31 protein-coding genes and 1 riboswitch are annotated in these 26,097 nt (G+C 57.5%); of the genes, 23 read left to right on the top strand and 8 right to left on the bottom strand.

Annotation, left to right across the window (positions count from 1 at the left end; genetic code table 11):
- The first annotated feature begins 68 nt into the window (after positions 1–68).
- Both hisB and hisH read left to right on the top strand, forming a co-directional pair.
- On the top strand, positions 69–662 hold the full coding sequence (gene hisB / locus BFV97_RS08110) for an imidazoleglycerol-phosphate dehydratase HisB (RefSeq protein WP_069299830.1): 594 nt from the start codon (positions 69–71) through the stop codon (positions 660–662).
- Positions 659–1,294 carry an imidazole glycerol phosphate synthase subunit HisH gene (gene hisH / locus BFV97_RS08105; protein ID WP_069299829.1) on the top strand — a complete coding sequence of 212 codons (636 nt, stop codon included), beginning with the start codon at positions 659–661 and terminating at the stop codon, positions 1,292–1,294. Before hisB ends, hisH begins: the two co-directional genes overlap by 4 nt.
- Before the next feature lie 24 nt (positions 1,295–1,318).
- Here the strand turns inward: hisH and BFV97_RS08100 are convergent, their stop codons facing one another.
- Positions 1,319–1,708: a DUF2147 domain-containing protein gene (locus tag BFV97_RS08100; RefSeq protein WP_069299828.1), complete on the bottom strand. Its 390-nt coding sequence runs from the start codon at positions 1,706–1,708 to the stop codon at positions 1,319–1,321.
- Positions 1,709–1,844: 136 nt separating this feature from the next.
- On the opposite strand from BFV97_RS08100, the gene hisA reads away from it, so the two are divergent.
- From hisA to BFV97_RS08080, 4 genes are read left to right on the top strand one after another with little or no spacing between them, the layout of a single operon-like run.
- Complete coding sequence (gene hisA / locus BFV97_RS08095; RefSeq protein WP_069299827.1) at positions 1,845–2,567, top strand: 1-(5-phosphoribosyl)-5-[(5-phosphoribosylamino)methylideneamino]imidazole-4-carboxamide isomerase; 723 nt, start codon at positions 1,845–1,847, stop codon at positions 2,565–2,567.
- Positions 2,564–2,842 carry a hypothetical protein gene (locus tag BFV97_RS08090; RefSeq protein WP_069299826.1) on the top strand — a complete coding sequence of 93 codons (279 nt, stop codon included), beginning with the start codon at positions 2,564–2,566 and terminating at the stop codon, positions 2,840–2,842. The genes hisA and BFV97_RS08090 overlap by 4 nt, the downstream gene beginning before the upstream one ends.
- Positions 2,835–3,593, top strand: a complete 759-nt coding sequence (gene hisF / locus BFV97_RS08085; protein ID WP_069299825.1) for an imidazole glycerol phosphate synthase subunit HisF — start codon at positions 2,835–2,837, stop codon at positions 3,591–3,593. Before BFV97_RS08090 ends, hisF begins: the two co-directional genes overlap by 8 nt.
- Before the next feature lie 4 nt (positions 3,594–3,597).
- On the top strand, positions 3,598–3,915 hold the full coding sequence (locus BFV97_RS08080) for a phosphoribosyl-ATP diphosphatase (RefSeq protein WP_069299824.1): 318 nt from the start codon (positions 3,598–3,600) through the stop codon (positions 3,913–3,915).
- Between the two features lie 15 nt (positions 3,916–3,930).
- On the opposite strand, the gene BFV97_RS08075 is transcribed toward BFV97_RS08080, so the two are convergent.
- On the bottom strand, positions 3,931–4,917 hold the full coding sequence (locus BFV97_RS08075; RefSeq protein WP_069299823.1) for a hypothetical protein: 987 nt from the start codon (positions 4,915–4,917) through the stop codon (positions 3,931–3,933).
- A 134-nt stretch (positions 4,918–5,051) separates the two neighbouring features.
- On the opposite strand from BFV97_RS08075, the gene BFV97_RS08070 reads away from it, so the two are divergent.
- Positions 5,052–5,549, top strand: coding sequence for a hypothetical protein (locus tag BFV97_RS08070; RefSeq protein WP_083225562.1), 498 nt, complete (start codon positions 5,052–5,054; stop codon positions 5,547–5,549).
- Between the two features lie 86 nt (positions 5,550–5,635).
- Here the strand turns inward: BFV97_RS08070 and BFV97_RS08065 are convergent, their stop codons facing one another.
- Together BFV97_RS08065 and BFV97_RS08060 are read right to left on the bottom strand one after the other, a co-directional pair.
- Positions 5,636–6,229 carry a hypothetical protein gene (locus BFV97_RS08065; protein ID WP_069299822.1) on the bottom strand — a complete coding sequence of 198 codons (594 nt, stop codon included), beginning with the start codon at positions 6,227–6,229 and terminating at the stop codon, positions 5,636–5,638.
- A 194-nt stretch (positions 6,230–6,423) separates the two neighbouring features.
- Complete coding sequence (locus tag BFV97_RS08060) at positions 6,424–7,695, bottom strand: coiled-coil domain-containing protein (RefSeq protein ID WP_157888284.1); 1,272 nt, start codon at positions 7,693–7,695, stop codon at positions 6,424–6,426.
- A gap of 227 nt (positions 7,696–7,922) precedes the next feature.
- Here BFV97_RS08060 and infC point away from each other — a divergent pair, with 227 nt between their 5' ends.
- A complete protein-coding gene (gene infC, locus BFV97_RS08055) occupies positions 7,923–8,474 on the top strand; it encodes a translation initiation factor IF-3 (RefSeq protein ID WP_083225561.1) in 552 nt (183 codons plus the stop codon).
- Positions 8,475–8,547: 73 nt separating this feature from the next.
- Here the strand turns inward: infC and BFV97_RS08050 are convergent, their stop codons facing one another.
- The gene (locus tag BFV97_RS08050; RefSeq protein WP_069299819.1) at positions 8,548–9,438 is read right to left on the bottom strand and encodes a glycine reductase; all 891 of its coding nucleotides are present in this window, start codon (positions 9,436–9,438) and stop codon (positions 8,548–8,550) included.
- A 75-nt stretch (positions 9,439–9,513) separates the two neighbouring features.
- Between BFV97_RS08050 and BFV97_RS19170 the strand changes: the two genes are divergently transcribed.
- The 4 genes from BFV97_RS19170 to BFV97_RS08030 are packed head-to-tail and all read left to right on the top strand — an operon-like array spanning position 9,514 to position 11,678.
- A complete protein-coding gene (locus BFV97_RS19170) occupies positions 9,514–9,858 on the top strand; it encodes an SH3-like domain-containing protein (RefSeq protein WP_281200943.1) in 345 nt (114 codons plus the stop codon).
- A complete protein-coding gene (locus tag BFV97_RS19165; protein WP_069299818.1) occupies positions 9,858–10,136 on the top strand; it encodes an SH3-like domain-containing protein in 279 nt (92 codons plus the stop codon). The genes BFV97_RS19170 and BFV97_RS19165 overlap by 1 nt, the downstream gene beginning before the upstream one ends.
- Positions 10,126–10,779 (top strand): nitrile hydratase subunit alpha, encoded by a 654-nt coding sequence (gene nthA / locus BFV97_RS08035; RefSeq protein WP_069299817.1) that lies wholly within the window; start codon positions 10,126–10,128, stop codon positions 10,777–10,779. The genes BFV97_RS19165 and nthA overlap by 11 nt, the downstream gene beginning before the upstream one ends.
- Positions 10,779–11,678: a DMT family transporter gene (locus BFV97_RS08030; RefSeq protein ID WP_069299816.1), complete on the top strand. Its 900-nt coding sequence runs from the start codon at positions 10,779–10,781 to the stop codon at positions 11,676–11,678. The genes nthA and BFV97_RS08030 overlap by 1 nt, the downstream gene beginning before the upstream one ends.
- A 12-nt stretch (positions 11,679–11,690) precedes the next feature.
- On the opposite strand, the gene BFV97_RS08025 is transcribed toward BFV97_RS08030, so the two are convergent.
- Positions 11,691–12,392 carry a DUF1223 domain-containing protein gene (locus BFV97_RS08025; protein ID WP_069299815.1) on the bottom strand — a complete coding sequence of 234 codons (702 nt, stop codon included), beginning with the start codon at positions 12,390–12,392 and terminating at the stop codon, positions 11,691–11,693.
- Positions 12,393–12,557: 165 nt separating this feature from the next.
- Here BFV97_RS08025 and BFV97_RS08020 point away from each other — a divergent pair, with 165 nt between their 5' ends.
- Complete coding sequence (locus BFV97_RS08020; RefSeq protein ID WP_157888283.1) at positions 12,558–13,565, top strand: 2-dehydropantoate 2-reductase; 1,008 nt, start codon at positions 12,558–12,560, stop codon at positions 13,563–13,565.
- 102 nt (positions 13,566–13,667) lie between these two features.
- On the opposite strand, the gene acnA is transcribed toward BFV97_RS08020, so the two are convergent.
- Complete coding sequence (gene acnA, locus BFV97_RS08015; protein WP_069299814.1) at positions 13,668–16,448, bottom strand: aconitate hydratase AcnA; 2,781 nt, start codon at positions 16,446–16,448, stop codon at positions 13,668–13,670.
- 234 nt (positions 16,449–16,682) lie between these two features.
- Here acnA and BFV97_RS08010 point away from each other — a divergent pair, with 234 nt between their 5' ends.
- The 7 genes from BFV97_RS08010 to BFV97_RS07980 all read left to right on the top strand — a co-directional run bounded on the left by BFV97_RS08010 (position 16,683) and on the right by BFV97_RS07980 (position 21,081).
- Complete coding sequence (locus BFV97_RS08010; protein WP_069299813.1) at positions 16,683–17,666, top strand: zinc transporter ZntB; 984 nt, start codon at positions 16,683–16,685, stop codon at positions 17,664–17,666.
- A 54-nt stretch (positions 17,667–17,720) separates the two neighbouring features.
- Positions 17,721–18,347 carry a heme ABC exporter ATP-binding protein CcmA gene (gene ccmA / locus BFV97_RS08005; RefSeq protein ID WP_069299812.1) on the top strand — a complete coding sequence of 209 codons (627 nt, stop codon included), beginning with the start codon at positions 17,721–17,723 and terminating at the stop codon, positions 18,345–18,347.
- The gene (gene ccmB / locus BFV97_RS08000) at positions 18,347–19,003 is read left to right on the top strand and encodes a heme exporter protein CcmB (protein WP_069299811.1); all 657 of its coding nucleotides are present in this window, start codon (positions 18,347–18,349) and stop codon (positions 19,001–19,003) included. Before ccmA ends, ccmB begins: the two co-directional genes overlap by 1 nt.
- Before the next feature lie 60 nt (positions 19,004–19,063).
- Positions 19,064–19,567, top strand: coding sequence for a hypothetical protein (locus BFV97_RS07995; RefSeq protein ID WP_069299810.1), 504 nt, complete (start codon positions 19,064–19,066; stop codon positions 19,565–19,567).
- Between the two features lie 94 nt (positions 19,568–19,661).
- Complete coding sequence (locus BFV97_RS07990; protein WP_069299809.1) at positions 19,662–20,390, top strand: heme ABC transporter permease; 729 nt, start codon at positions 19,662–19,664, stop codon at positions 20,388–20,390.
- On the top strand, positions 20,387–20,539 hold the full coding sequence (ccmD, locus tag BFV97_RS07985) for a heme exporter protein CcmD (RefSeq protein WP_069299808.1): 153 nt from the start codon (positions 20,387–20,389) through the stop codon (positions 20,537–20,539). The genes BFV97_RS07990 and ccmD overlap by 4 nt, the downstream gene beginning before the upstream one ends.
- A complete protein-coding gene (locus BFV97_RS07980) occupies positions 20,536–21,081 on the top strand; it encodes a DsbE family thiol:disulfide interchange protein (protein WP_245667657.1) in 546 nt (181 codons plus the stop codon). Before ccmD ends, BFV97_RS07980 begins: the two co-directional genes overlap by 4 nt.
- A gap of 22 nt (positions 21,082–21,103) precedes the next feature.
- Here the strand turns inward: BFV97_RS07980 and BFV97_RS07975 are convergent, their stop codons facing one another.
- Positions 21,104–21,523 carry a 6,7-dimethyl-8-ribityllumazine synthase gene (locus BFV97_RS07975; RefSeq protein WP_069299807.1) on the bottom strand — a complete coding sequence of 140 codons (420 nt, stop codon included), beginning with the start codon at positions 21,521–21,523 and terminating at the stop codon, positions 21,104–21,106.
- A 72-nt stretch (positions 21,524–21,595) separates the two neighbouring features.
- A riboswitch (FMN riboswitch) is annotated at positions 21,596–21,715 on the bottom strand.
- 185 nt (positions 21,716–21,900) lie between these two features.
- Between BFV97_RS07975 and pyrC the strand changes: the two genes are divergently transcribed.
- The 3 genes from pyrC (at position 21,901) to alr (ending at position 26,053) form a co-directional block, all read left to right on the top strand.
- Positions 21,901–22,938 carry a dihydroorotase gene (pyrC, locus tag BFV97_RS07970; protein WP_069299806.1) on the top strand — a complete coding sequence of 346 codons (1,038 nt, stop codon included), beginning with the start codon at positions 21,901–21,903 and terminating at the stop codon, positions 22,936–22,938.
- Between the two features lie 452 nt (positions 22,939–23,390).
- Positions 23,391–24,893: a replicative DNA helicase gene (locus tag BFV97_RS07965; RefSeq protein WP_069299805.1), complete on the top strand. Its 1,503-nt coding sequence runs from the start codon at positions 23,391–23,393 to the stop codon at positions 24,891–24,893.
- A 122-nt stretch (positions 24,894–25,015) separates the two neighbouring features.
- A complete protein-coding gene (alr, locus tag BFV97_RS07960; RefSeq protein WP_069299804.1) occupies positions 25,016–26,053 on the top strand; it encodes an alanine racemase in 1,038 nt (345 codons plus the stop codon).
- Positions 26,054–26,097: the final 44 nt, after the last annotated feature.

The raw sequence follows: 26,097 nt of genomic DNA, 5'->3' as shown, positions 1-26,097 counted from the left end.
TCTTCCCCCTTGGAACAGCCGCACAGCCAGCCTATAACGCCGCCAAACACCAGCAAAGGCCCAGCCCCATGCGCACAGCGACCCTGACTAGAAACACCGCCGAAACCGCCATCACGGTTGAAATCAACCTCGACGGGACCGGCGTCTATGACAATGAAACCGGCGTCGGCTTTTTCGATCACATGCTGGACCAACTGTCCCGCCACGCGCTGATTGATATGAAGGTGCGGGCCAAGGGCGATCTGCACATTGACGACCACCACACCGTCGAAGATGTGGGGCTTGCGCTGGGCAAGGCGCTGGCGGAAGCGGTTGGCGACAAACGTGGCATCCGGCGCTATGGCTCCTGCCTGCTGCCGATGGATGACGCATTGGTCTGCTCTGCCCTTGATCTGTCAGGACGGCCCTATCTGGTCTGGAAGGTCGATCTGCCGAGCGCGAAAATCGGCAGTTTTGACACCGAGTTGGTGCGCGAATTCTTTACTGCTTTTGCCATGCAGGGCGGTATAACCCTGCATGTCGAAGCGCTTGACGGGTTCAACAGCCACCACATCGTCGAAGCCGCTTTCAAATCAGTCGCACAGGCCCTGCGCACCGCACTTGAAACCGACCCGCGCAAATCTGATGCGATTCCATCCACCAAAGGCACCCTCTCCGAATGATTACTGCGATTGTCGATTATAACTCCGGCAACCTGCGCTCTGCCGAGAAAAGCTTTCAGCGGATGGCGCGTGAAGTGGGCGGTGGTGACATCATCGTAACAGACGATCCCGAACAGGTGCGCCGTGCGGATCGTGTGGTCCTTCCGGGCGTTGGCGCTTTTGCCGATTGCCGTCAGGAACTCGGCGCGATTGACGGGCTGTTCGGCGCGATTGAAGAAAAGGTCAAGGCGGGCAATCCGTTTTTGGGTATTTGCGTCGGCATGCAGATGATGGCCACTTGGGGCCGCGAGCATGGCAACCACACAGGCTTTGACTGGATCAAGGGCGAAGTGATTGCCCTGACGCCAAATGATCCATCGTTGAAAATCCCGCACATGGGTTGGAACAGCCTGAACCAATCACCGGAGCACCCTGTATTTGAAGGGATTTCCGCAGGGGATCACGTCTATTTCGTGCATTCCTACCACCTCGTGCCAAAAGATCCGGCGGACATCGTGGCGACAGTGGATTATGGCGGCGACATCATCGCTGCCGTGGGGCGTGACAATATCATCGGCACCCAGTTCCACCCCGAGAAAAGTCAGGCTACCGGCCTGCGACTGATCGGAAACTTCCTGAAATGGGCCCCGTAACAGAGGCCCCTTCAGACCTGTCGCTTATTTTACCCGCGCCCACGTACCGCCGCTGCGACACACGCCCAGCACGCAGCCTTTGACGTTCAGGCTGTTTCCGCTCAGCACCAGTTTGCCGGAGTAGGTTTTGTCGCGGTCCGGCGAATAAACCTTGCCACCGCCATAGGTGCCGCCGCCCTTGTTTACCATATTCCAGATCAGCTTGCGCCCCTGATTTTCAGATTTGAACGCCTTGCCATTGCTGTCAAAAGAGTTGACCAGAACGCCGCAAATCTTGCTGCCGCATGGACCGACCTGAATATGGCCGGAGTTTCCGTTGTCATCTGCAATCGTGCGCCATGTGCCATAGATGTCATCTGCAAAAGCCGGCGCACCCAGCGACGCGAGTGTGGCGATAACTGCCAGTTTCTTCATCGTAACCTCCCTAGTTTTGGCAATCCTGCGCAGAGCACCGGCACCGGTCAAGCAAAACCCTAGGGCAACCGGACCTTTGCAATTCCGCGCCTATGGGGATAGAGGAAAGCGGAACGACAAAACATCAGGCCCTACCATGATTCTATACCCTGCGATTGATCTTAAGGACGGCGCCTGCGTGCGTCTTTACAAAGGCGAAATGGATCAGGCGACCGTTTTCAACGACGATCCGGCCGCGCAAGCACAGGCGTTTGTGGATCAGGGCTGCGACTGGTTGCATCTGGTGGATCTGAACGGGGCTTTTGCGGGGGAACCGGTAAATGCCCGTCCCGTCGAAGACATTCTGAAAACTGTCAAAGTCCCCGCACAACTGGGCGGTGGCATTCGCGATATGGCTACCATCGAAGGCTGGCTGTCCAAAGGTCTGCAACGGGTCATTCTTGGCACAGTTGCGGTGGAAAACCCCGATCTGGTACGCGAAGCGGCCAAAGCCTTTCCCGGTCATGTGGCTGTCGGCATAGATGCCCGTAACGGTATGGTCGCGACCCGCGGCTGGGCCGAAGAAACCACCGTCAACGTCACCGATCTGGCCCGCCAGTTCGAAGATGCAGGCGTTGCCGCGATTATCTACACCGACATCAACCGTGACGGCGCGATGCAAGGCCCCAATGTCGAGGCAACCGCCGATCTGGCCCGTGCCGTCTCGATTCCTGTGATTGCATCGGGTGGCGTTTCGTCCATGGCCGATCTTCAGGCACTCAAGGATTGCGGTGCGCCGCTGGACGGGGCTATCTCGGGCCGTGCGCTTTATGACGGACAGATCAATGTGGCCGACGCGGCGGCGCTTTTGAAGGCATGAGGCTGAAACAGATCCTCATCGTGCTTTACACCCTGCCGTTGATGGTGTTTCTCTGCACCACGATCTTTGCAGTGATTGCGGATATGATCGGAAGCTGCGCCTATATCGATGGCACTGTCACAAATTGCACGGCTTGGGGACGCGATTACAGCTGGCTGTATGACACCTCTACCCCTGTGGGTTTCATGTCCAATTGGGCGTTCCTTGTGGGATGGATTTTACTCGGCGGTTGTACCATGTACGCGCTTGACTGGTTGAAGAAACGAAATGCTTAAAACCCGAATTATTCCCTGTCTTGATGTGAAAGACGGCCGCGTTGTAAAAGGCGTGAACTTTGTGGATCTGATAGATGCGGGCGACCCCGTGGAATCTGCGAAAGCCTATGATGCGGCTGGCGCGGATGAATTGTGTTTTCTCGACATTGCCGCCACGGTGGAAAATCGGGGCACCATGTTTGATGTGGCGCGGCGTACTGCGGAACAGTGCTTTATGCCGCTGACCATCGGCGGTGGCGTGCGTTCCCCTGATGATGTGCGCAATCTGCTGCTGGCGGGGGCAGATAAGGTTTCCTTCAACTCCGCCGCTGTTGCCAATCCTGATGTGGTGGCACAATCGGCCAACCGCTTCGGTTCACAATGTATTGTTGTGGCGATTGATGCGAAAACCGTCTCGCCCGGAAAATGGGAAATCTTTACCCACGGCGGGCGCAAAGGAACCGGAATTGACGCAGTAGAGTTTGCCAAAGACATGGCGGCCAGAGGCGCCGGAGAGATCCTGTTAACCAGCATGGACCGCGATGGCACCCGCGCCGGATTCAACCTGCCCCTGACCCGCGCTATTTCCGACGCTGTAAGCATCCCCGTGATCGCTTCGGGCGGTGTCGGCACGCTGGACCATTTGGTGGACGGCGTGAAGGAAGGCGGCGCATCGGCGGTACTTGCGGCATCCATTTTCCACTTTGGCGATTTCACAATTCAAGAGGCCAAGCAGCACATGCAGGCCGCAGGAATACCGGTAAGGCTCTGATAACATGGCAAATGTACTGACGCGGCTGGCCCGCACCATTGATTCCCGTAAAGGGGCTGACGATAAGAAATCCTACGCGGCGAAACTGTTCGCGCGGGGCCCCGAGAAATGTGCCGAGAAATTCGGTGAAGAATCCGTAGAAGCCATAATCGAAGCGGTGAAGGGGGACCGGAAGAAACTGACCGAGGAAGCAGCCGATGTGCTGTTCCACCTGCTGATCATGCTGTCGGCCCGCGATGTAAAGCTCGAAGATGTTTATAAAGAGCTGGAACGTCGCGAAGGCACATCGGGCATTGTTGAGAAACAGTCCCGCAGCAAATAATCCTGCTCTACAGGGTTAGCGATACCACATATTCGCCTTCTTGATCCGCTGACGGATAGCCTGTTCCTTGCGCGGCAGGTCATTCCGGTCAAACATATCCCGCAGCTTCCGGCCCTTCCCCTGAAACACCAGACGGCGGAACGGTTCATGTGCCTTCACCACTTTCTTGATCGGATTCGGGGCGAGCACTTTTTCCAGAACCTCCACCGTTTCATCCGGTGCAGTCGCATAGAGCAGTGGCACATAGCGGTAGTGCCAGCTGACGGAACCATCCAGCAGGCCGGAAGGAATCGTATCCCGCGCCCCGCCAAGCCTGTGGATCACCAGCGGCAACGCGATCTGATCCAGCCAGGGATAAAGCTGCTGCGTCTCGATTTGCCATGGCGGATCGCGTTCGATCTCGCTGGCGTAATGGGTGAAATAGGTGGCAAATTCGGCAGGGTCTTTGTAGAAAAACCACCCCGCGTTGAAATAAAGGTATCGCTTCCAGTATTCATCCGGCTGTGACAGATCCAGCGAGCTGGCATAATCCAGATCAAATTTGTCGTAGAGCGATTTCCACATCTCACCGTAACCCGGTCCATAAAGATCCACCTCCGGCCAGGTATTCTCCCGTTTCATGGAGGCGGTCGGCCGGTTGAAATCAAACGGAACGTTGTTCAGCCGTCCGGTAAAAATCGTGTCCGTGTCAAAGAACACGAAAGGCTCGTTATCTGGCAGTGCCGTCAGACCGATGATCTTGTTTCCATTTGGATAGCGGCTGCCAAAGACCCCGTTCTGGAATGGCACAATCTCGGCTCCGAGGTCCAACAAAAGGCGGCGCACCTGTGGGTTCTGGATGCGTGGATCGTGGTCCCAACGCTCGGACGGTTGCGGCTCCCCTAGGATCAAACGTCCGGTAAAATTCGGGTTCCGGTGAAAGAACGAGGCGACAAAAAGCACCGCTTCATATTCAAGCCGACCGCCCTGTACGATTGCAAAAACGTTATAGTCCTGTGCCACTGTCACTGCCCGTTCTGATTTTGCCGACCTATAGCCAATCAGGGCAAAAAATGGAATGGACTCAACCCCGTCAGGTCAAATTTCTTGCAACTCTGCCGCAAAACTGCAGAGTTTCAGGGTAGAGAGGTCCTGCTATGTCCAATATCTTTGCAAACACCCTGAAATTTACGGCCATTAAGACCCGCGGGCGTAATTGGTGCCGCCCTGCATCTGTTGCTGCTGTGTTGTTTCTATCTCCTCTCATAATATCGGTCCCACCCCAACCTGCGTCAGCGCAGGCAAAATTCCTAAGTGCGGCGCAGATCAAGCCGATCCTGACAGCGACCAAGGGCAACTGGATCGCGGTGCGGGAATACGATGGGCAGGATTTGTTGTATTTTACGCACCTCCTGTCATGGCGTTGTGGGCTGACAGCGATAGATTACAGGGTGAATAATGAAGAAACCTTTAAGAGCTGGCCAATAGGAACTTGCAACGAAGATCTGTCCAATCCCAATGCACTGGCTGATGATCAGAAAATCTATACGGGTTTTCCGCTTGGTGCGATCAGAACTGTAACGGTCCGGATCACCTATGATGATGAAACAACAGAGGAAAACCGTTATGAACGCGAAATGGTGCTACTTCCTTAATTTAATCTGTCGCCGGGTGAATTGTTCAATGCTACAAAAAAAAGGGGCCGCAAAACGGCCCCGATTTTACTTAATTTTTAGGAAACTTAATTGGAGCTTTGGGTCTCATCTGCAGAGTCCACTCTGACAGTTGCATCCGCTTCGCCTGCACTATCCGTCGTTTGGGCTGCGTCCACCGCCTCGCTGGCGGCTTCCATTGCGGAATTTACCGTGTCGTTCAAGCTCTCCATAGCAGAGCCTGCCATATCCGCAGCACCCTCAGCCGTAGCAGCCGCCGTATCCTTTACAGCCTCCACAGCAGCGGCAGCCGCCTCCGGAGCGGTATCCACAGCCTGTTCCGTGGACTCTACCACATCAGCCACTGCTTCCGAAGCGGCCTCTGTGACGGCCTCGATGGTGGCCGCAGCCGTGTCCTGAATGTCCTGCACCGCCTCCTGTGCGGTCTCTTCCAGAGTTTCTGCTGTCTGCGCCGCGTCAGACGCGGTTCCGGCATCTGCCTGACCATCCTCTTCTACATCTGTGGCGACATCGGCCTCTACCGCCACTGTTTCGTCGGCACCTGTGTCAGCCTCCGTCGTGATCGTCACATCGACAGTATCGTCTGGCTGATTCTGGGACCAAACCAAGAATCCCCCCGCAGCTACAACGATTACACCACCAATGATTAATAAGTTCTTCACTGTATTCTTCCATTTCTTCTTGAGTATTGAACCGCCCCCGCATCTGCGCGGAAAGGACTTCAACGACAAGAGCTAAGTTACTGGTGGAAAAGCATATAGGCTGAAACACGCCGAAACCAAGAGCGGCGACAAAATTGCCGCCGCTCTGTAATTAAGATTATTTTTACCCCTGACAGGTTAGTGTGAGTCGGAGGTTACTGGAGCGCCTCAAAACGGCTTTTAGCCTCGTCAGCGGCGGACTGGCGTGCGGCTGCCTGCTCTGCTGCCCGGGTGGCTTCTTCTTGCGCGGTCACGGCCTCGCTCTGGGCCGTTTCGACTGCGGCACGTGCGTCCGCTTCGGATTGTTGCGCGGTGTCAAGTTGGGCTTTGGCGTCCTGCAGGCGGGCCTTGGCGTCTTCGATTGCCTCTTGTGCTGTTTGCAGCGCAGCTTCTGCTTGCGCTTGCGCGTTGGAGGCTTCACCCGCCGCGGCCTCGGCCTTGCGAACGGCTGCTGCCGCTGTTTCATATTCGGACTGGGCCTGCGCCAGTTCGGCGCGACGCTGTTCTGCTGCGGCCTCTGCATCGCTGACGGCGGATTGCGCAGCGGTGATGGCATCTTTGAAGCGCTGCGCGGTCTCTGTCGCGGCGTCCAGCCGTTCCCGTGCGGCCTCTGCCTTAGCCTGATCGCTTTGCGCTTTGGCAACCGCCGCATCAAGCGCTTGCTTCGTGGCTGTAGCTGCTTCGCGTGCAGTGTCTGCGGCAGTACGGGTTTGATCCAGCAGAGTCTCGTCCACCGCCGGTTGGGTCTCTGTGCTGTTGGTGGCACCGGCTTGGGCTTCTATGTCAGCCAGTTTCGCTTCGGCGGCATTGGCATTCGCTTCGGCCTGATCAGCCACATCACGGGCGTTCTGGGCTGGTCCGGCAGATGCGTCAGCCGCTGCAAGCGCGGCGTTCAGTTCGCGCTCGGCCACAGCTTCCTGCGCCAGTTCGTCCTGACCGTCGGACTCCGCTTGATCAAGCGCAGCCTGAGCTGCAATGACATCGTCCTGAGCCTTGGCATGGGCTGCTTTGGCCCCTTCAAGCGTTGCAGCCGGTCCATCCAGAGATGCCGGTTTTACCGCGTCGCGGGCGGTTTGGGCGGCTTGCGCTGCAGTCTCAACAAGCTTCTCGGCCGCGGGAAGTGCAGCCTCGGCTGCGGCAACTGCGTCTTCAGCCGCCACAACCGCATCTGCAGCCGCCTTCACCGCGGCCTCTTTTTCGGCCACATCCTGCTGGGCTGTCTCTACTGCGGCACCTGCGCTTTCGGCCCGCGCCATTGCATCGGTGTGCGATTGCGCTGCGGTCTGGGCAGCCACTTGCGCGGTTTCGGCTTCGTTCTTTGCGGCTTCGAAACTGGCCTGTCGGTCCCGTGCGTTTTTATCAACGAAGCCCCACACAGCAATCAGCACCACCAACGCAAGCGCGATAATTCCAGCAATCTTTTTCATTTCCATCCCTTGGTCTTTGTAACAGGCCACCACGAAACCGGCAGTGGCAATTATGCGCTTTTCAGCTTGGGGATTTGAACAAGGCATGCAAGACTTAAATGGCTCACTCCGCCTATTTCCGGCGGCGCTTTGCGATTTCCCGACCGATCTGAAATGGGAGGTTGAACCTTTCGCAGTGCAGAGCTACATAATAAGCACATTTTAAAGCTACAAAGGACTAGAAACCGATAGCCCGCAGACCTCATCACGCGCCACCACAGCGCGACACTGGCCCCCGCGTCAATGAACGCATTACATCCAATGAAATCCGTCTTATCGGAGCAGAAGGCGAAAACGTCGGCGTTGTTACGCCCGCGAAAGGTCGAGAACTGGCTGCTCAGGCTGGGCTGGATCTGGTTGAGATTTCGCCCAATGCCAAGCCGCCTGTTTGTAAGATCATGGATTTCGGCAAGTTCAAATATGAACAGCAAAAGCGCGAGTCCGAAGCCCGCAAGAAGCAGAAGATCATCGAAGTCAAGGAAGTCAAATTCCGTCCAAATACGGATAACGCCGACTTTGAAGTGAAAATGCGTAATGTTTTCAAATTCCTGAGCAATGGCGACAAGGTAAAGATCACCCTGCGTTTTCGCGGTCGGGAAATGGCGCACCAGCGTTTGGGCGCAGAATTGCTGCACCGTGTTGCGGATGCAGTGACCGAAGCCGAGGCTGGTAAAGTGGAAAACATGCCCAAGATGGAAGGTCGTCAGATGATTATGATGATCGGCCCCATCAGCAAGTAAGCGGCAACTCCAATTTCCGGTGACAACAGAATTTGAAAGGCGCCTTCGGGCGCCTTTTGCTTTGCGGGGCCGGTTATTGCGCCTTAACGATTTTCGCCTGTGCTTTCACCCGATCAAATTCCGCCCGTTTCGCGGCAATTTGCTCTGCGCTCAGCAAATCGGCGTTGGAATAATCCTTCTGCCAGTCCGCTGCACCCGACCAGACAATCGGGGACTGTACCGTGCTGCGCGGCTGTTTCGCAGTCGCCAGCAGCGTCACCGCAAGACGGGCGGTTTCCAGTTGCGCTTCCGGATCATCCGGCAGGCCCGCTGCATTGCCTAAGGGAAAATTGCTGAACAACAGTCTGGGCACCCCGACCCGTTCAACAATATCCCGCGCACAGCCCATGACCACGCTCGGAATCCCCGCGGCTTCGAGACTGTGGGCCGCGATTGCCGCCGACTGGTGGCACACCGGACAATTTGGCACCAGCACCACCCCGTCGAGCGCGTCTTCCTGCGCAAAACCGACCAGCCGCGCCGCATCCTCGCGCGTGCGGGTTTGAGAGCGGTTTGTAGGAAGCCCGTAAAACCGCTCTGCAACCGCGCCGATTTCTTTGGCATCTGCCAGTTTTTGCAGCGCTTGCAAGGGGAAATAGCTGCGCTGGTCCGCCGCTGAAGTATGGACACGATCATAGGCGATATGGGAAATGCCAAGAACAGGTTCCGGCTTAACGGGGGCTGCAAAAGGCTCAAAAAACTTGGCCGCGCCATTATAGGGCGCCCCTGCCCCTTGTGCGCCCGCGCCCGCCTTGAACGGGGCTGCTGTCGTAACAATCCCGATCCGCGCCGCGTTCAGCGGTTTGGCAAGCGGGGCGAAAGGCACCCTTTCATGCACGGCCCATTCATAAGGCGCACCATAGCCAAGCGCTTGATAATAGGCGCGAATGCGCGGGATATAGTCCAGCGGCCGATCCGGTGTCATCTCATTTCTCCGTTCTTATCTGACCCTACGTTACGTGGCTTGCCCCTCTAATCCAACTCCCCTAACGTCATCTTCATGGAAACTGATAAAATTCACCGCTGGCACGATATGGGCGGACAGCCTGCCGGAGACATCAACCGCGAAGAGCATGATTTTGCGCTTTGGGAAAAGCGGGTGGATGCATTGCAGGTGCTTACCTCGTCCAAGGGTTATTTCACCGTGGACGGATTGCGCCGCGTGCTGGAGGACATGGGCGAGGACGCCTTTGAAACCATGACCTATTACGAACGCTGGGTGCAATCGGTGAACCAGAACCTTCTTGAAGCCGGCGTCTATACCATCGCAGAACTGGCGGAGCGGATGGAACAGGTACAGTCCCGCGGCGAGACTTATGGCGAATGTGCCGGATCGGGTGAGTGATGGAGCGCGCGCAAAAGGTTCGTGTCAAGAACTGGCACCCGCCTGGTCATGTTCGCGCACCTATGTATTTGCGCGGCAAAACCGGAGAGATCGAGCGTGAACTCGGTCCTTTCGCAAATCCTGAAGAGCTCGCCTATGGGCACAAAGCCAGCCGCCGTCGCCTGCTTAGGGTTCGCTTTACGATGGGCGAACTCTGGGGGGCAGAGGCGGAAAATCCTGCCGACATCCTAGAGGCCGAAATTTACGAACACTGGTTGGACCCGATCAATGCCACATGACCACCATGACCATTCTGATGACACTCAAGGGCTCAGCCCATCGGGACATCCCTACAAACCGGATCAGGATCACAAGCTAACCCGTTGGCAGGCAATGGAAATCGCAATGCGAGAGCTTTTGATCGAAAAGGGTATCGTCACCGCCGCGGAAATCACCGCAACGGTGGAGCAGATGGACCGTCGCTCTCCGGCGGACGGGGCAAAGGTTGTGGCGCGGGCTTGGGTTGATCCCGCCTTTAAGGCGCGCCTGCTGCAAAACGGCACCGAAGCGATCCGCGAAATCGGTGTGGAACCGGGTGTGCTAAAGCTGATCGCGGTGGAGAATACGCCAGAGGTTCACAATGTAGTCGTCTGCACCCTATGCTCCTGTTATCCGCGCAACCTGCTTGGCCTGCCGCCTGATTGGTACAAGCAACGGGCGTACCGCTCTCGAGTGGTAAAAACACCGCGCAAGGTGTTGGCGGAATTCGGATTGGAATTGCCCGATACCGTGCAGGTCCGTGTTCACGACAGCACCGCGGATATGCGCTATCTGGTGCTCCCCGCCCGCCCCGAGGGAACGGACAAACTGGACGAAACCGCACTGGCCGCACTGGTCAGCCGCGATGCCATGATCGGTGTCGCCACCGCACGGCACCCGTAATGACCGCGCTCAACCGGTACTGGAGCGGGCTTGGACCGCTGGCCAAGGGTGCGCTGATGTTCATCCTGACCATCTTTCTGTTTTCCATCATGGACACGATTGCGAAATCCCTTTCGCAGCGCCATCACCCGCTAGAGGTCGTCTGGGCCCGCTACACCGCGCAAACCGTGATCGCCTTCATCGTGCTGTCGCCCCAATTGCGGCGATTGCTGCGCACAGAGCATTTGACGCTACAGGTGATCCGCTCGGCCTTTCTGTTCGGCGCGACCATGTGTTTCTTCACATCGCTGGCCTATATGGAAATGGCCTCCGCCACTGCAATTTTTGAAATTGCACCGCTGTTCATGACAATAGCCGGCTATTTCGTTCTGAAAGAGAAAGTCGGCCCGCGCCGCTGGATCGGTGTCTCTATCGGCCTGATCGGGGCCATGATCATCATCCGCCCCGGTTCGGATGTGTTCACGCCGGTTGCGCTGCTCCCCGCGCTGGCGGCAGCCTGTTTCAGCGGGTATGCGATTTCCACCCGTTTTCTGGGACAGGAAGAAAGCCCTTGGACCAGCTTTCTCTACACTGCCCTGATCGGCTGTATCGCAAGCTGCGTTATCGTCCCCTTCGTCTGGTCGACCCCGTCGCTGGCGGATGTCGGTCGCATGTCGATGATGGGGGTTGTCGGAGGCATCGGCCATTTGTTCCTGATCCGCGCCTTTACTGTCACCGAAGCGTCTTTCCTTGCGCCTTTCGGCTATCTGACCCTGCTGTTCAACGCATTCTGGGCCTTTGCCTTTTTCGCAGAAATACCGGACCGCGCCACAGTTATTGGCGGCGCAGTGATCGTCTTTGCAGGGGTTTACGTCTGGTATCGGGAAAGCTTCGGCACGAAGAAACCGGTAAGCATCTGACCCGCGGCAGGTTTAATCCAACCGCCGCGCCGCCAATACCGGACCGAGGTTTTCGGACTGCACAACCACGGCATAATGGGCAGATGTTTCGATCGGATGGGTCAGGCTCATCGGGGCGGTACCGTTCCACTGGCCGATGGTGGACCAATCTGTCACCGTGTTCACATAGTCGATGTGGCGTCCTGCATTTTCACCGTGCTCGATCTTCACCTCGACACTAGGCTCAAAGGCAATCAGATGAATGTCAGCGGGGGCCGACAGCCCCTCTACCGGCGTCAATACAATCTTAAGCGCAGCGCCATCCCGTGAAAGCACCATGCCCGCCCGCTCCGGCTCCGCTGCAAGCATCTCAACATAATCGAGGATCTTCTGGCGTTTCGCACCGGCCACATAATCCCGCCCGTTAAAGATCATCTGCGGCGTGACCAGCCGGTATTTGCTGTCCATCTTCGTGTTGAACGCCGCCTGACGTTCGGTAAATTCCGGTTGCGCCAGATGGTCCTGCCAGCCGAGGTAATCCCAGTAGTCCACGTGCAACCCCAGCGCCAGAACATCATCGCGCTTGGCAATTTCCGCAAGAATCACATCCGCTTCCGGACAGGAAGAACACCCCTGAGAGGTGTAAAGCTCCACCAGCACCAGCGAACCTTCCGCCTGTGCCGTCTGCATTAATCCGGTTGTGGAAATGGCCAGAGCGGCCAGAAATCTGCGCATGAACTGTGCTCGCATCAAAGTGTGTTACCCTGTTATAACCGTCCCTGCACCGCTTTTACCAATAAAGGTTTCGAGAGGTAAATGTTACAAACCGGCCAGGGGGCTATCGCTGTTGGGCAAAGCGGCTTTAGGATGGGAAGACGCCGGACAACTTTGGAACATGCTATGATCTCACCGCGATCTCCTGTCGTAATTCTGGGCGCTGGCGCGATTGGCTGCTATCTCGGCGCTCATTGGGCCGCGAAAGGGGTGCCTGTCACCCTTCTCGGGCGGGACCGGCTGCTAAACCTGCCTAAAACCGGCCTGAGCGTGGAAAACGGCCCCCGTTTCAGCGGTGCGGAACTGGCGCAAAATCCACTGATCAACTGTGATCCCGAAACGCTCGCAACTGCGGGGCTTATTGTAGTGACGGTGAAATCAACGGCGCTCGAATCGGCAATCGCAGATATTCGCAGCCATAGCGCCACCGATACGCCGGTCCTCTGTCTGCTCAACGGTATCGCCCCCGCCCGCAGACTCAGGGCTGCCCTGCCTGAGCAAGTCATTTCCGCCGGTATGGTGCCGTTCAACGTGGTCTGGAGCGATAGCGGGACCCTGCGCCGCTCCTCCGTGGGGCAGGTGGTATTGGAACGCTCTGCTGCAACTGAGGATCTGATCGGACATATCGGCACTGAACATATCCAACTGAGCAATGACATTCGCGCGGTGCAATACGGCAAGCTGTTGCTCAACCTTAATAATCCGGTAAACGCGCTCTCTGGCAAATCCCTGTACCACCAGTTGCGTGAACGCCCCTACCGTCTGGTCTATGCCGCCGCGCTGCAAGAGGCGCTGGATGTTTATGAAGGCGCGCAGATCGCCCATGCAAAATCCGGCCCCCTGTCCGCCCGTCGCATTGTCCAGATGCTGCGCACACCGGATTGGCTGTTCAACAGCATCGCGCTCCGCTTGCAAAAACTCGACCCGCAGTCGCAAACCTCCATGGCGCAGGATCTTTTTGCGGGCAAGCCAACAGAGATCGACACGATCAACGGCGAAATCGTCGATCTGGCCACCGCCACCGGTCAGGTCGCGCCCGTGAACACCAGACTGGTGGAGCTGATCCGGCAAGCCAGTCAGGGCGGACCAAAAGTCTTTAGCGGCAGGGAACTCTACCGCGCGGTTTTATCCTGATCGCCCCGCCTCTTTTTAGATCAAATATCCAAAACCCGCCCTCAAGACACAAAAAAGGCGCCGCAAGGGACGCCTTTTCCGTTCGGTATTTTACCAGTGAAATCAGGCAGATTTCGCCAGATTGCGCAGCACATAGTGCAGAACGCCACCGTTTTTGATGTAGTCGATTTCCACTTCGGTATCGATCCGGCACTTCAGCGTGATCTCTCTCACATCGCCGTTCGGGTAAGTGATGGAACACAGAACCTCTTGCAAAGGTTTCACGCTTTCCAGACCTTTGATCGACACGGTTTCCTCACCGGTCAGACCCAGTGATTTACGTGTGTCGTCGCCGGTGAATTCAAACGGTACCACACCCATCCCTACGAGGTTGGACCGGTGAATCCGCTCAAAACTCTCAGCGATGACCGCTTTCACACCCAGCAGCGCAGTCCCTTTGGCCGCCCAGTCGCGGCTGGAACCGGCACCGTATTGAACACCGCCAAAGATCACCAGCGGCGTGCCGTTGGCCTGATGGGCCATAGCCGCATCATAGATCGAGGTCTGTTCGCCATCGACACCTTTGGTGTAACCGCCTTCAACACCGTCCAGCATCTCGTTCTTGATACGGATGTTGGCAAATGTCCCACGCATCATCACCTCGTGGTTCCCGCGACGGGAGCCGTAAGAGTTGAATTCGCGCACAGGCACCTGATGGTCGGTCAGATATTGACCGGCCGGTGTGGACTGTTTGAACGACCCCGCCGGAGAGATATGGTCGGTTGTGATCATATCGCCCAGCAACGCCAGAACCTTCGCGCCTTCGATGCTGCTGATCTCGGTCGCAGGCTCTTTGGACATACCTTGGAAATATGGCGGGTTACGCACGTAAGTGGACGATGCAGGCCAGTCGTAGGTCAGGCTGTCCGTTGTCTCAACGGCTTGCCATTTCTCGTCACCTTCAAAGACAGAGGCGTATTTCTCAAGGAAGGCTTCACGGGTCACGGTTTGCTCGACCAGCTCTGCGATTTCCTGTGTGGAAGGCCAGATGTCTTTCAGATAGACGTCATTGCCGTCTTTGTCCTGCCCCAGAACCTCTTTGGTGATGTCCACATTCATGTCACCCACCAGAGAGTAGGCAACAACCAGTGGCGGAGAGGCCAGATAGTTGGCGCGCACATCAGGGCTGATCCGCCCTTCAAAGTTCCGGTTGCCCGACAGGATCGACGTAGCGATCAGGTCGTAGTCGTTGATGGCCTTGGAGATTTCAGCCTCCAGCGGACCGGAGTTCCCGATACAGGTCGTACAGCCGTAGCCCACAAGGTTAAAGCCGATGGCGTCCAGATCTTCCTGCAGGTTGGCCGCTTCCAGATAGGCCGAAACCACCTGACTGCCCGGCGCGAGGGAGGTTTTCACCCAAGGCTTGCGGGTCAGACCTTTTTCACGGGCTTTCCGCGCCACCAGACCGGCACCGATCATCACATAAGGGTTGGATGTGTTGGTACAGGATGTGATGGAGGCAATAACGATAGACCCGTCGTGCAGTTGGTAGTTGCCCTCATCGGTGGCAACATAACCGCGTTGGTGGTGGCCTTCATCGCCCGGAATCTCGCGGGGTTCGGGCTGTCCGCCCTCACCTTCCCAACGGACTTCCGCCCGTTCGCTGGTGTCTTTGGCCGTGCGTTGACCCTTGACATACTCGCTGAACGTGGTGCTGGCCTTGTCCAGTGCGATATAGTCCTGCGGGCGTTTCGGGCCGGAGATTGCCGGAACGATGGTGCCCATGTCGAGGGATAGGGTGTCGGTGTAGATCGGTGCGTAATCCGCATCGCGCCACATGCCGTTTTCCTTGGCATAGGCTTCGACCAGCTTGATGCGGGCTTCGTCGCGGCCTGTCGTGCGCATGTAGCGCAGGGTTTCGGCGTCGATCGGGAAGAAACCACAGGTCGCGCCGTATTCCGGTGCCATGTTGGCGATTGTTGCGCGGTCTGCCAGTGGCAGTTTGTCGAGACCGGAGCCGTAGAATTCGACGAATTTGCCAACAACGCCTTTTTCGCGCAGCATTTCCACAACCTTGAGAACAAGGTCGGTGCCTGTTGTGCCTTCGACCATTGCGCCGGTCAGTTCAAACCCGACAACTTCGGGGATCAGCATGGAAATCGGCTGGCCGAGCATGGCTGCTTCGGCCTCGATGCCGCCAACACCCCAACCCAGAACAGCCGCGCCGTTCACCATTGTTGTGTGGCTGTCTGTGCCCACCAGAGTGTCCGGATAGGCCACTTCAACGCCATTCTGGTCTTCGTCGGTCCAGACGGTCTGGGACAGATACTCAAGGTTTACCTGATGACAGATACCGGTTCCGGGCGGTACAACACGGAAGTTGTTAAACGCGCTTTGACCCCATTTCAGGAATGTATAGCGCTCCATGTTGCGCTCATACTCGCGGTCCACGTTCATCTGGAACGCCCGCGGGTTGCCAAATTCGTCAATCATAACAGAGTGGTCAATGACCAGATCAACAGGGTTCAACGGGTTGATTTGCTCTGCGTCTCCGCCAAGCGCCACAATCCCGTCCCGCATCGCTGCCAGATCCACAACAGCCGGAACCCCGGTAAAGTCCTGCATCAACACGCGTGCCGGACGATAGGCGATCTCGCGCGGGTTCTTACCACCGTTCTCGCCCCATTTTGCAAAGGCTTTGATGTCGTCCACGGAAACCGTGCGCCCGTCATCTTCAAAGCGCAGCATGTTTTCAAGAACAACCTTCAGCGCCGCTGGCAGGTTGGTAAAATCCCCCAGACCTGCTTCTTGGGCCGCAGGAATGGAATAATAGTCCACAGAAACGCCATCAACACTGAGGGTTTTGCGGGTTTTGCTGGTATCGTTGCCGACGGATACGGTCATGTTGGTCCTCCGAAACTGGGTGAATAGAACTGGCTGGCCCGTCAATGCACCATTTTGCCGAGTCCTGCAAGGGTGTCGGTATACAATTGTGCACAATAAACCGCCGAGGGGCTGGCGGATTGGCGCCCCCCTGCATTTCCCGATTGAATTACACAAGTTTGTCAGGCGTCAAACCTGCGCTGCAAAACTGCATTTGTAGATGACATCCCATTGATTGAAAGGCAATGTCGCGGCATGAACACTGTTGCCAGTCATCCCGCCCCCCACACCAGTTGCGCCTTCCTGTTTGACGGCGCTGGCGCTGCTGTTGCACTTGATCCTAACGCCGCACCTGCCCCGCCCGAAACCGGATTTCTCTGGGTCCATCTGGTGCGTGAAGACCCCTCCACCGCCCCTTGGCTGGAACAGATGCAATTGCCCCCGATGATCGAGGCAGCCATCACCGCAGAGGATACCCGCCCCCGTTGCACGCCCCACGGGGACGGTGCAGTGATCATCCTGCGCGGCGTTAACCTGAACGAAGGAGCGCGGGCCGAGGATATGGTGTCGATCCGCCTTTGGGTGACGCAAAACTGTATCGTCAGCTATGCCCAACGGCGGCTGCGCGCCCTTGAAGACATCCAGTCAGGGGCCACCAGCGGCCACACGGCCCATAGTCCGGGGGATTTCCTCGGGCGGTTGACCCAGCGGCTGGCGGATCGCGCCGAACCGACTGTTTCTGAACTGAACGAGCAGCTTGACGGTATCGAAGAGATGATTCTGGACGATGGCACCCTGCCCGACCGCAGCAATCTGGGGGACATCCGCCGCACCGCCATCACCCTGCGCCGCTATATGATGCCGCAACGGGATGCGCTGACCACCCTGCTGATCGAGGATTTTACGTGGCTGTCCGATGCCGATCTCGCCCGTCTGCGCGAAGCCACCGAGCGTATTACCCTATTGTCCGAGGAACTCGACGCGATCCGCGACCGTGCACAGGTCGTACACGACCAGATTCTCGACAAACGGTCTGAAACCATGAACCGGCAGATGTTTATTCTCTCCTCTGTCGCGGCGATCTTTTTGCCCCTTGGTTTGATCACCGGATTGCTCGGCATTAATGTGGGGGGCATTCCGGGCACTGAAAACCCCAGCGCCTTTGCCCTTGTGACGGTGGGTCTGGTGGCGATGGGCGGCCTGCTGGTCTGGCTGTTCCGCAAATGGGGGCTGCTCTAACCTGCGCCCTTTGGTCCCTTCCCCCGCGCCGCCAATTCCCGTAAGGCTTCGCCCATGATGACCGTCACCGATCTAGACTGCCTGCGCGGGCAAAGACGCGTTTTGAGCGGGGTTTCCTTTTCGCTCGACGCTGGCGATTGCCTGATCCTGCGCGGCCCGAACGGTGCGGGCAAAACCACCCTCTTGCGCACGCTAGCAGGGTTAAGCCCCGCGCCCCGTGGCACGATGTCTACAGCACCCGAGGATTTGGTCTACACCGGCCATCTGGACGCGGTAAAACCCCAGTTAACCGTATCGGAAAACCTGACCTTCTGGCAGGGAATCTATCAGAACGCGCCACAGGACACGCTGACCCGCTTTGATCTGGACGATCTGTCTGAACGTCCCGCCGCCACGCTGTCAGCCGGTCAAAAACGACGGCTTGGCCTTGCCCGTCTGCATGTGTCGGGGCGTAAAATCTGGTTGCTGGACGAACCCACCACCGCCCTTGATACCGCCCATGTCGCCCGCTTCACCGAAATTCTGCAAACCCATTGCGACAGCGGCGGCATCGCGATTATCTCAACCCATCTGGACATCGCCCTGCCCCAAGCCCGCAGTCTTAATGTGGCAGATTTCGCGGCCCTGCGGGACGCACAGACAGAGAGCGAAGCCGACCCGTTCCTGCAAGGATCCTATTAATGCTGGCGCTGTTCAAACGGGACATCCTGCTGGCCGTCCGCTCTGGCGGGGGTTTTGGTCTGGCGCTGGCGTTCTTTCTGATCCTCGTGATGTTCGTGCCGTTCGGCGTCGGACCGGACCGCGCGGTGCTGGCGCGGATTGCACCGGGCATCCTGTGGATCGGCGCATTGCTGGCCTGTCTGCTCTCGCTGGACCGTGTGTTCCAACTGGACGCAGAGGACGGCACGCTTGAGGCGCTTGCCACCTCCCCGATTCCGCTGACAGGTCTGGTCAGCGCCAAAGCCGCCGCCCATTGGATCACCACCGGCCTGCCCTTGACCCTAGCCAGCGCCCCGCTTGGCTATTTGCTTGGGCTGCCGGTTGAGGGGTATATCTGGCTGATCGCGAGCCTTGGGGTCGGCACGGTCTCGCTCTCCTTCATCGGAACGTTTGGTGCAGCGATTACGGTCGGCATAAAACGGGGCGGGCTGTTGTTGTCCCTGTTGGTGCTGCCGCTATACATCCCCACCCTGATCCTTGGCGCGCAAGTCGTTACGCGTGCTGTGACCGGACAATCCCCTGTTGCCTCGCTCGCACTGCTAAGCGGCTTAACCCTGCTGACTCTAGCCTTGATCCCTGCCGCCGCAGCCATGGCTCTGCGGGCAAATTTGCGTTGATGAAAACATCACAAATTTTATAATGAAACTTGTTTAATAAACTAACTAATAGGAATTTCCATGTCACCTTTCCGCGCCATCCTCCTGTCCGCTGCGTTGTCTCTGGCCGCTGGCCCCGTCCTCGCCGCTGACTTCAAAGTAAAACTCGCCGGAGGCTGGAACGGCAAGAAAATCCCCGCCGGTCAACAGTGCAAATTGTTTGGTGGAAACGGGGCGACACCGCCCATGGTGATCAGCGGTCTGCCCGCCGGCACAGAGTGGGTTCTGGTTCAATATAACGACCGTGACTACAAGCCCTTGTCTACCAAAGGCGGCCACGGCGCCATCGGCTTTCCGGTGAAAGGCTCCAAAGCGCAGCTTCCGGCAATCCCGGCCAATGTGAAAAAACTGCCAAACGGTATTTTCATAGCCTCCAAAGCCCGCAGCAGTGGGAAATACGCCTCCAAAGGCTATCTCCCCCCGTGTTCTGGCGGAAAAGGGAACAGGTATTTTGCTGATGTCTTTGCAATGACCGGCAAGAATAAAGCGCTTGGTGCGGCGAGGGTAGAGCTCGGCCGCTACTGATTTGAACCTTCCCACATCAGGACATCGGGCGGGTTACGAACCTGTGACCCGATGTCCATTGGCGGAGGTGTGAAAACCCGCTAAACACGGGTCTATGTCGCTCTGGGAATATGCAAATCCGGTTAAGTTCATGGCTCTCTCGGGCCGTATTCTGCCGTCCGCCACACTTCTGTCCGCCGCGCTTCTGTTGACCGGTCTGGTCTGGGGGTTTTTCTTTACGGCGGATGACTACAAACAAGGTTCCACGGTCAAGATCATCTTCCTGCATGTGCCTGCGGCTTTGATGGCAATTAACATCTGGCTGATGATGCTGGTGGCCTCTCTGGTCTGGCTGGTGCGCCGGCATCATGTCTCGGCACTGGCGGCACGGGCTGCCGCACCGATTGGCATTACCATGACGCTGATTGCCCTGTTTACCGGCGCGATCTGGGGCAAACCGATGTGGGGCACCTATTGGGCGTGGGATCCGCGGCTGACCTCTTTTATGATCCTTTTCGTTTTCTACCTCGGCTATCTCGCCCTGTGGCAAGCAGTTGAGGATGACGACACCGCCGCCGATCTGACCTCTATCCTGTGCATGGTTGGCTCTGTCTTTGCGCTGCTGTCCCGCTATGCGGTGAACCTGTGGAATCAGGGGCTGCATCAGGGCGCGACCCTGACCGCCACCAAAGAAAGCCCCATCGACGGCAGTTACTATTATCCGCTACTGATCTGTATTGTCGGGTTTATCTGCCTGTTCGTCACACTTGTTCTGTTGCGCACAAGGATGCACATCCGCCTGCGCCGCAGCCGCGCGGTTCTCGCACGAGAGGCCACCAGATGATCCCTGATCTTGGAAAATACGCCAGCGATGTGCTCTCTGCCTATGCTGTTGCCCTGCTTTTGCTGGTCGGGCTGATCGTGATCAGCCTGCGCCAATCCGCGAAGGCCCGCAAAACCCTTGAAGACGCTGAACGAAAGAGCCGTAAATGAGCCGCATGTTCCAACGCATTTCCCCGTGGGTGGTGCTGCCGCCCGTGCTGTTTCTCTCGATTGCTGCAACCTTCCTGCTGGGGCTGAACCGCTCTGATCCGGATGCGCTGCCCTCTACGATGATCGGCAGACCGGCCCCCGTCTTGCAGGTTGATCCCCTCGGGGATCTGCCGCCCGCTACCGAAGACATGCTGCGCAGTGGTGATTTCAAGCTGGTGAACTTCTGGGCAAGCTGGTGTGGTCCCTGCCGCGTCGAACATCCCAATCTGACAGAACTGGCCGCTAACGGCATGCCGGTGATCGGGCTGAACTACAAAGACAACGCCACCAACGCGCTGGCCTTCCTTGACGAACTGGGCAACCCTTATGTGGGGGCATCATCGGTTGACGGACGCGCGGCGCTGGAATGGGGGGTCTACGGCGTGCCAGAGACGTTTTTGCTTGACGCTGATGGCACCATCCTGATGCGTGCAGCCGGACCTGTGACCCAGCGCATCATCCGCGAGAAACTGATCCCCGCAATGGAGGCAGCGCGCCAGTAAACGCGCCGCCCGTTGGCATGGATTACATCGCCAGTACCGATTTGACCGCAGCCGCAGCCTCGGCGCCCTTTTTGACGAAATGGGCCTTGTAGAACGCCTCATGCTCGGCGGTTTCCTGATAGTGATGGGGGGTGAGGCTGACGGAAAACACCGGCACGCCCGTGTCCATCTGCGCCCGCATCAACCCGTCCACAACCGCAGCGGCGACGAAATCGTGACGGTAAATCCCGCCATCCACAACCAATGCCGCCGCAACGACTGCGTCGAACTCTCCAGTTTCGGCCAGTTTCTTGGCCAGAAACGGCATTTCAAACGCGCCGGGCACATCGAAGGGCTTTACGTCCGCATCCGGCATCTCGGCCAGAAATCCCTCGTAAGCACGATCCACAATATCCGCATGCCAGCGGGCTTTGATAAAAGCGATTTTAGCGGGTTTTGTCATTGCTCTGTTCCTTTCTTTCAACAAGACAAGACCCAGAGCGTTCAGACCTCTGCTCCCGACACGGGAACACAGCTCCATTCTCTTCCATCCGGACTATACCGTCGGCTCCGGAATTTCACCGGTATCTGCCCTGTGACAGGCTCGCGGGCTGTAACCGCCGGTGGGGAATTGCACCCCGCCCTGAGAATAGGCAATCGCTAGCAAGCCCGCCGCCCGGAAACAAGCCCCATTCGCCCGACATTACGTCATTTTCCCACCCTTCAATGTTCTAGAAATACTCACCCGACCCGCTGCATCGTAATGCAACCGCCCGAAACTCCTTGCCCACCAGCCGTTGAGTTTTGTATCAGCAGGCAACAACACAGGAGCATTCTCGCATGACCAGCCTTACCATCCGCCGCCCCGACGACTGGCACCTGCATTTGCGCGACGGGGATATGTTGCGCGGCGTTCTGCCCGAAACCGCGCGCGACTTTGCTCGCGCGATCATCATGCCAAATCTGGTGCCCCCTGTTGTCACCGCCAAAGACGCTGCAGCTTATAAAGAGCGCATCCTCGCCGCCCTGCCCGCAGGCAGTGATTTCCAGCCGCTGATGACGCTGTATCTGACCGAAACCACCGATCCGGCAGATGTGGCTGCCGCTTTTGCCGACGGGCTGATCCATGCGGTCAAACTCTACCCCGCCGGTGCCACCACAAATTCCGCCTCCGGTGTGAAAGACATCAACAAGGCGATGCCGGTGCTAGAGAAAATGGCCGAAATCGGCCTGCCCATGTGTGTTCACGGCGAAGTCACCGATGCAGATGTGGACATTTTCGACCGCGAGGCTGTGTTCATCGACACGAAACTTGATCCCCTGCGCCGCCGCCTGCCGGAACTGCGTGTCGTGATGGAGCATGTGACCACCAGTGACGGGATTGATTACATCAGTGAGGCCGAGGAAAACCTCGCCGGGACCATCACCACGCACCATCTGATCATCAACCGGAACAACCTGCTGGTGGGCGGCATCAAACCCCATTACTACTGCCTGCCGGTTGCCAAACGGGAAGAACACCGTCTTGCCCTGCGCCGCGCTGCGACATCGGGGGACGAACGGTTCTTCCTTGGCACCGATTCAGCGCCCCATACCGATCCGAACAAACTCTGTGATTGTGGCTGTGCGGGCGTGTTTTCTGCCACCAACACGATGGCCTGTCTCGCCCATGTTTTTGAAGAGGAAAACAGGCTCGACAATCTGGAAGCCTTCGCCGCGCTGAATGGTCCGGCCTATTACCGCCTGCCGGAAAACGAAGCCACGCTGACCCTTACGAAACACGATACCCCGGTGGCTTATCCCCAAAAGATCGAAACCGGCGAAGGCCCTGTCACCCTGTTTGATCCGGGATTCCCGTTGTACTGGTCCGCGTCCTAAGTCGCAAATCCCCATAAAAAACCCGGCTGCCGTAGCAGCCGGGTAAGTGCACCTGATAAATGACCGCCGACCTCGGAGGGAAGGACAGTCATGAGGCAGTTTAGAGAACAACAGTCCGAGCCTAACCGGAGTTAGCAATGTTGGGTGGCCAGCGCACAAAAATCGGATCCGCTTGCGCATCACCGAGACGAGGATTTGCACGCAGACAACCCACACCCGATTCGCGTCCTCACGGGGTAAACCTAGCACGAATTGTATTGATGCAAAAGTTTTCCACTATATTTTGTGGCACCCCATTCCACGCGTAAATATTTTTCGCTGTGAATGTCTCTGTGTAAGCCAGCCAATCCAACCGCTTTTTCCCCTTATCCACATAGAATCCGCCCTGTTTTGAAGATTGCCATTTACCGCCTAATATCCCACATTGCTGGCAATCAAAAAAAGAGGACGAGATGAGCGGAATCGCAGCAATACCGGACCCCGGTCCGATCCCTGAAAGCAGTGAAAAATCGGCCCCCTTGCCCCATTCCATCGAAGCGGAACAGGCGCTTCTCGGGGCTTTGCTGGTCAATAACGAAGTTTATGACCGCATTGCCTCTCTGGTGAATGAAACCCATTTCTATGATCCGGTCCACGGACGCATTTTCGAAGTGATCGCACGGCGCATCCAGAAGAACGCGCTGGCTTCGCCCGTGACGATCAAAGCGTTTCTTGAAGAGGATCCGGGGCTCGCAGAATTGGGTGGTCCGGCCTATCTGGTGCGTCTTGCCGGTGCCTCCATGTCGATCTTTGCCGCGCGGGACTATGCGCAGATGATTTATGACATGGCGATCCGCCGCGACCTGATTGCCATCGGTGAGGAAATCAGCGCCAAAGCCACCGCCATGAGCGTGGATGACGAGCCGAAGGAACAGATCGTCGCCGCCGAGCAACGGCTCTACGCGCTAGGGGAGCAGGGCAGCGTGGACAGCGGCTTTCAGTCCTTCCTCAAAGCCGTGACCGAAGCGGTGAATGTGGCCAACACCGCCTACCAGCGGGACGGCGGGCTTGCGGGGATTTCCACCGGCCTGAAAGACATGGACGCCAAACTGGGCGGGCTGCATAAATCCGACCTTCTGATCCTTGCAGGACGCCCCTCTATGGGGAAAACCTCGCTGGCGACCAACATCGCCTATAATATCGCCAAAGCCTATAAAAAGGGCGTTACGCCCGATGGCAAGGAAGGCGCGGTCGAAGGCGGCGTTGTCGGTTTCTACTCGCTTGAGATGTCCGCAGAGCAGCTAGCCGCGCGTATCCTGTCGGAAGCCTCCGAGGTTGAATCCCACAAAATCCGTGCCGGTGACATGACCGAAGAGGAATTCCGCCGCTTTGTTGAAGCCGCGAAAAATCTTGAAAACTGTCCGCTGTTCATCGACGACACCGCCGCGTTGCCGATCTCCCAGCTTGCCGCCCGCGCACGCCGTTTGAAGCGGACCCACGGTCTGGACGTGCTGATCATCGACTATTTGCAGCTTGTGCGCCCCGCCTCGGCCAAAGACAGCCGCGTGAACGAGGTGTCCGAGATCACCCAAGGTATGAAAGCCATCGCGAAAGAGTTGGACATCCCCGTGATCGCCCTGTCCCAGCTGTCCCGTCAGGTGGAAAGCCGTGATGACAAACGCCCGCAACTCTCGGACCTTCGGGAATCCGGCTCGATCGAGCAGGATGCGGACTGTGTCATGTTTGTGTACCGCGGTGAATACTATAAGGAACGGGAAAAACCGGCAGAACACGAAGCCGAAAAGATGATGTCCTGGCAGGCCGAAATGGAAGAACTGATGGGCAAGGCCGAAGTCATTATCGGCAAGCAGCGTCACGGTCCCATCGGCTCGGTCGATCTGGCGTTTGAAGGCCGCTTCACCCGCTTCAGCGATCTGGCCAAACCGTGGCAAAGAGACCGCGAAGAAGAATATTAAACCGATCCATAATGGCGCGGGGTCCCGGCCCCGCGTCCCGCGCAGGCCGGTTGCGCCGATAAATCCTCTTGACCTCTGCAATGCTCTGGTGTCCCTACATCTCGCAAGAAAAGGAACACGTCATGGCTGTAGCAACCCTAACCATTAACCTTGAAAATCTTGTGGCAAACTGGCGGGCGCTCGACGCTTGCTCTGCCCTGTCTGTGGAAACCGCCGCAGTGGTAAAGGCAGACGGTTACGGGTTGGATGCCGGGCATGTGGCAGGGGCGCTGGCGAAAGCGGGAGCGAAAACCTTTTTTGTTGCCGTTGCAGAAGAAGGTGTTGCAGTTCGCAAATCCGCCGGTCCGGACGTGGAAATCTACGTGTTCTCAGGGTGTTGCGGGGATGATGCGGCGCTATTGAAAGCCCACAACCTGATCCCGCTCCTGAATTCCCCTGAACAGGTTAACGAGTTTCTTCCCATTGGTCAGGCATTCGGCATCCAGCTTGATTCCGGTATGAACCGGCTCGGGATGGAGCCTGCGGAATTTGCCAGTCTGAAGGCGCAGATCACCGCAGCTGGTCCGAAACTGGTCATGTCTCATCTGGCCTGCGCCGATGAACCGGACCACCCGCAGAACAGGGCGCAACTGGACTGTTTCCGCGCCATGACCGACGGGCTGACCACCCGCAAATCCCTCTCGGCAACGGGCGGCACCCTGCTTGGGGCCGATTACCATTTTGACCTGAACCGTCCCGGTGTCGGGTTGTACGGCGGCGCACCTTTCGGTGATGCCAAAGCGGTGGTTGGTCTGGCGATCCCCGTGATCCAGACCCGCCGCGTTACAAAAGGCGAGACTGTCGGCTATGGCGCGAACTGGACAGCAACGCGGGACAGCAAGGTGGCGACCATCGCGTCAGGCTATGCGGACGGGTTGATCCGTGCCATCGGCAACGGCAATCTGAACCTTTACGCCGGTGACACCCCCTGCCCGCTGATTGGCCGAGTGTCGATGGATCTGATCACCGTTGACGTGACCGAGCTTGAAACCATTCCCGATCATCTTGACCTGTTGAACGACATCCAGACCGTGGACCATCTGGCGGATGCCGCTGGCACCATCGGCTATGAAATTCTCACCTCCCTTGGCGCGCGTTACAATCGCGTCTACAAGGGGTAAAACAGCGTCGCGGAATCGCGAAACCGGCTGGCTTAACAGTCTAA

It is taken from the genome of Neptunicoccus sediminis, from assembly GCF_001719615.1.
GTDB lineage: Bacteria > Pseudomonadota > Alphaproteobacteria > Rhodobacterales > Rhodobacteraceae > Amylibacter > Amylibacter sediminis.
Note: the sequence above shows the minus strand (reverse complement) of the source record. Positions and strands in the feature narration are given on the sequence as shown.

Coding starts and splice junctions, on each gene's coding strand:
- hisB (WP_069299830.1), top strand. CDS start 69: ATGCGCACAGCGACCCTGACTAGAAACACCGCCGAAACCGCCATCACG.
- hisH (WP_069299829.1), top strand. CDS start 659: ATGATTACTGCGATTGTCGATTATAACTCCGGCAACCTGCGCTCTGCC.
- BFV97_RS08100 (WP_069299828.1), bottom strand. CDS start 1,708: ATGAAGAAACTGGCAGTTATCGCCACACTCGCGTCGCTGGGTGCGCCG.
- hisA (WP_069299827.1), top strand. CDS start 1,845: ATGATTCTATACCCTGCGATTGATCTTAAGGACGGCGCCTGCGTGCGT.
- BFV97_RS08090 (WP_069299826.1), top strand. CDS start 2,564: ATGAGGCTGAAACAGATCCTCATCGTGCTTTACACCCTGCCGTTGATG.
- hisF (WP_069299825.1), top strand. CDS start 2,835: ATGCTTAAAACCCGAATTATTCCCTGTCTTGATGTGAAAGACGGCCGC.
- BFV97_RS08080 (WP_069299824.1), top strand. CDS start 3,598: ATGGCAAATGTACTGACGCGGCTGGCCCGCACCATTGATTCCCGTAAA.
- BFV97_RS08070 (WP_083225562.1), top strand. CDS start 5,052: ATGTCCAATATCTTTGCAAACACCCTGAAATTTACGGCCATTAAGACC.
- BFV97_RS08060 (WP_157888284.1), bottom strand. CDS start 7,695: ATGAAAAAGATTGCTGGAATTATCGCGCTTGCGTTGGTGGTGCTGATT.
- BFV97_RS08050 (WP_069299819.1), bottom strand. CDS start 9,438: ATGACACCGGATCGGCCGCTGGACTATATCCCGCGCATTCGCGCCTAT.
- BFV97_RS19170 (WP_281200943.1), top strand. CDS start 9,514: ATGGAAACTGATAAAATTCACCGCTGGCACGATATGGGCGGACAGCCT.
- BFV97_RS19165 (WP_069299818.1), top strand. CDS start 9,858: ATGGAGCGCGCGCAAAAGGTTCGTGTCAAGAACTGGCACCCGCCTGGT.
- nthA (WP_069299817.1), top strand. CDS start 10,126: ATGCCACATGACCACCATGACCATTCTGATGACACTCAAGGGCTCAGC.
- BFV97_RS08030 (WP_069299816.1), top strand. CDS start 10,779: ATGACCGCGCTCAACCGGTACTGGAGCGGGCTTGGACCGCTGGCCAAG.
- BFV97_RS08025 (WP_069299815.1), bottom strand. CDS start 12,392: ATGCGCAGATTTCTGGCCGCTCTGGCCATTTCCACAACCGGATTAATG.
- BFV97_RS08020 (WP_157888283.1), top strand. CDS start 12,558: ATGATCTCACCGCGATCTCCTGTCGTAATTCTGGGCGCTGGCGCGATT.
- acnA (WP_069299814.1), bottom strand. CDS start 16,448: ATGACCGTATCCGTCGGCAACGATACCAGCAAAACCCGCAAAACCCTC.
- BFV97_RS08010 (WP_069299813.1), top strand. CDS start 16,683: ATGAACACTGTTGCCAGTCATCCCGCCCCCCACACCAGTTGCGCCTTC.
- ccmA (WP_069299812.1), top strand. CDS start 17,721: ATGATGACCGTCACCGATCTAGACTGCCTGCGCGGGCAAAGACGCGTT.
- ccmB (WP_069299811.1), top strand. CDS start 18,347: ATGCTGGCGCTGTTCAAACGGGACATCCTGCTGGCCGTCCGCTCTGGC.
- BFV97_RS07995 (WP_069299810.1), top strand. CDS start 19,064: ATGTCACCTTTCCGCGCCATCCTCCTGTCCGCTGCGTTGTCTCTGGCC.
- BFV97_RS07990 (WP_069299809.1), top strand. CDS start 19,662: ATGTCGCTCTGGGAATATGCAAATCCGGTTAAGTTCATGGCTCTCTCG.
- ccmD (WP_069299808.1), top strand. CDS start 20,387: ATGATCCCTGATCTTGGAAAATACGCCAGCGATGTGCTCTCTGCCTAT.
- BFV97_RS07980 (WP_245667657.1), top strand. CDS start 20,536: ATGAGCCGCATGTTCCAACGCATTTCCCCGTGGGTGGTGCTGCCGCCC.
- BFV97_RS07975 (WP_069299807.1), bottom strand. CDS start 21,523: ATGACAAAACCCGCTAAAATCGCTTTTATCAAAGCCCGCTGGCATGCG.
- pyrC (WP_069299806.1), top strand. CDS start 21,901: ATGACCAGCCTTACCATCCGCCGCCCCGACGACTGGCACCTGCATTTG.
- BFV97_RS07965 (WP_069299805.1), top strand. CDS start 23,391: ATGAGCGGAATCGCAGCAATACCGGACCCCGGTCCGATCCCTGAAAGC.
- alr (WP_069299804.1), top strand. CDS start 25,016: ATGGCTGTAGCAACCCTAACCATTAACCTTGAAAATCTTGTGGCAAAC.